The 2,961-nt window shown below is 42.8% G+C and carries 3 protein-coding genes; all 3 read left to right on the top strand.

Annotated elements, in window-relative coordinates; all coding sequences use genetic code 11:
* On the top strand, positions 1-1,168 hold a 1,168-nt coding region (gene atpA / locus WC955_13350; protein ID MFA5860041.1), incomplete at its 5' end, for a F0F1 ATP synthase subunit alpha.
* 34 nt (positions 1,169-1,202) lie between these two features.
* Positions 1,203-2,081: an ATP synthase F1 subunit gamma gene (atpG, locus tag WC955_13345; protein ID MFA5860040.1), complete on the top strand. Its 879-nt coding sequence runs from the start codon at positions 1,203-1,205 to the stop codon at positions 2,079-2,081.
* 49 nt (positions 2,082-2,130) lie between these two features.
* Positions 2,131-2,961 (top strand): F0F1 ATP synthase subunit beta (gene atpD, locus WC955_13340; GenBank protein MFA5860039.1); only part of this gene is annotated, 831 nt, incomplete at its 3' end.

The following is a 2,961-nucleotide window of genomic DNA, read 5'->3' as shown; positions in this document are numbered from 1 at the left end:
ACGCCCGATTGAAGTCATCGCAACTGGTGTAGTTGAACGCCAGCCTGTGAATGTTCCACTGCAGACAGGTATTAAAGTTATTGACTCTGTAATCCCGATTGGCCGCGGGCAACGCGAACTCATTATTGGCGACCGGCAGATAGGCAAAACCGCAATTGCGATAGATACTATAATAAACCAAAAAAATGAACATAACCGCCCGATCTGTGTATATGTTGCTATTGGACAAAAACAGTCAACAATCGCGGAAGTAGTACAAACCCTTACTGATAACGGTGCGATGGAGTACACAATCGTAGTTGCAGCATCCGCCAGTGACCCCGCGCCGTTATTATACATTGCGCCGTATTCCGGCTGCGCTATGGCTGAAGAATTTATGTGGCAAGGAAAAGACGTCCTCATAATTTATGACGACTTATCTAAACACGCAACTGCCTACCGGCAATTATCATTATTACTCCGCCGTCCTCCGGGCCGTGAAGCATATCCCGGTGACGTTTTTTATCTGCATTCACGTTTACTTGAACGCGCATGTAAGCTATCAAAAGAAAACGGTGGCGGGTCTATAACAGCATTGCCAATAATTGAAACCCAAGCCGGCGATATTTCGGCGTATATCCCAACGAATGTTATCTCAATCACTGACGGCCAGATATACCTTGAAAACAACCTGTTTTTTTCCGGTATCCGCCCGGCGGTAAACATCGGGCTTTCAGTCTCACGTGTGGGAGGTAAAGCGCAGATAAAAGCTATGCGCCAGGTAGCGGGACAGTTAAAGATGGACATTGCGCAGTATAACGCTCTAGCTGCATTTGCGCAGTTCAGCAGTGACCTTGACAAAACATCAAAAGCACAGATTGCCCGCGGGCAGAGAATGGTAGAAGTACTGAAACAAAAACAGTATTCGCCATTACCTGTAGAAAAACAAATTATTACTATCTACTGCGGCACACATGGCATGCTTGATGACATACCGGCAGAATATATTTGTGAATTTGAAGAAAAACTATTTGCATTCATTGAGAAAGGCCATATTGAATTATTGAATGAACTAAAACAAAAACATGAGTTAACCAATGATATAGAAACTAAACTCAAAGATATTATCGCTAAGTTTAAGGAAACAAATAATTCTTTTAACACAGCGGCAAACCCGCCGGTGTTATAATTTATTGGAATAATTTAAGGAATAAGTAAATACTATGCCGTCATTACGAACCATACGTAATAAGATAAAGACTATTAAGTCAACGCAGCAAATAACGCGTGCGATGAAGATGGTTGCCACAGCGCGCCTTACCCGTGCGCAAGGGCGTATCATTGACGCACGCCCGTTTGCTACGCGGCTGGAAGGTTTGATAACAGAATTTTCAACTGAACTTGCGCATACAGATGCTGAGTACGATCTTCATCCATTACAAGTAAACCATGTTTCTGATAATCACGGTATTGTATTATTAACCTCGGATAAAGGTTTATGCGGGGCTTTTAATACCAATATACTACGATACACCCTGGAATTCATAAAAACACATCCTAATACCACAATGTTTGTTGCAGGGAAAAAAGGTAGGGATTTTTGTAAACGTTATGAAATCAAGATCAGTAAGGAATACACGAGCTTGTTTAATAATATAAGTTATGTCCATGCAGAAAGTATCGGTACTGATGTAATAGATTTTTATAATAATACAAAACCAAAATCTGTATTAGTCATCCACCAGAGGTTTAAATCTATTCTTCAACAAGAACTTAAGTCGTTACAGCTGCTGCCATTACAAAATTTTTTAGTTGACCAAAACACAAAAAAACCGGAATACCAGTCAAACTACATTTTTGAACCTGGCAAACGCGAATTACTGAACTCATTATTCCCAAGATACATCAAAGCACAGATTTATCGCGCGTTACTAGAATCCTTCGCAGCGGAACAAGCAGCAAGAATGACCGCTATGGATAACGCTACAAATAACGCTGAGGATTTGATTGACCAGATGACCTTGGAGGTCAATAAACTCCGCCAGGCAAGTATCACCCGTGAACTTGCCGATATTGTTGGTACTGCGGATGCCATTAGGTAATTAATTAAATAATTGTTTATAGAAAGGTAGTATTTTAAAAAAAACTAACATGAACAACGGTAAAATCGTGCAGATAATCGGCCCGGTGATTGACGTAGAGTTTTCTAATGAAAACATCCCGTCGATACGTAACGCACTGAATGTTAAACGTAAAGAACCAAACGCAGCAAAACTTGTGCTTGAAGTCGCACAGCATATCGGCGATAATACTGTCCGCACAATTGCGTTAGGCCCTACGGAAGGCCTTGCCCGCGGGCTCGAGGTAGAAGATACCGGCGGGCCGATAACTGTACCGGTAGGAAAACCCTGCCTTGGCCGCCTGATAAACCTTCTTGGTGAGCCCATAGACCATCTTGGCGAGTTAAAAACCGATACGCGGTTACCCATACACCGTCAAGCACCTAAATTTGTTGAGCAGGAAACTAAACAACAAATTTTTGAGACCGGCATAAAAGTTATTGACCTTCTTGAACCTTACAAAAAAGGCGGGAAAGTTGGCTTATTCGGAGGTGCGGGTGTCGGGAAAACAGTTATTATTATGGAACTCATACATAACGTTGCAACGCATCACGGCGGGGTTTCAATCTTCGGCGGTGTTGGTGAACGCACACGTGAAGGCAACGACTTATGGCTAGACATGAAAGAATCAAAAGTGCTGGATAAAACAGTGCTGGTATACGGACAGATGAACGAACCGCCAGGGGCGAGGTTACGTGTAGCATTATCCGCGCTAACACAAGCGGAATACTTCCGTGACCATGAAGGACAGGATGTTTTACTTTTTGTAGACAATATTTTTAGGTACGTCCTTGCCGGAGCTGAAGTATCAGCATTACTTGGCCGTATGCCGTCCGCTGTGGGATACCAGCCAACGCTTGGT

This window comes from Elusimicrobiota bacterium (assembly GCA_041658405.1).
GTDB lineage: Bacteria > Elusimicrobiota > UBA5214 > JBBAAG01 > JBBAAG01 > JBBAAG01.
Note: the sequence above shows the minus strand (reverse complement) of the source record. Positions and strands in the feature narration are given on the sequence as shown.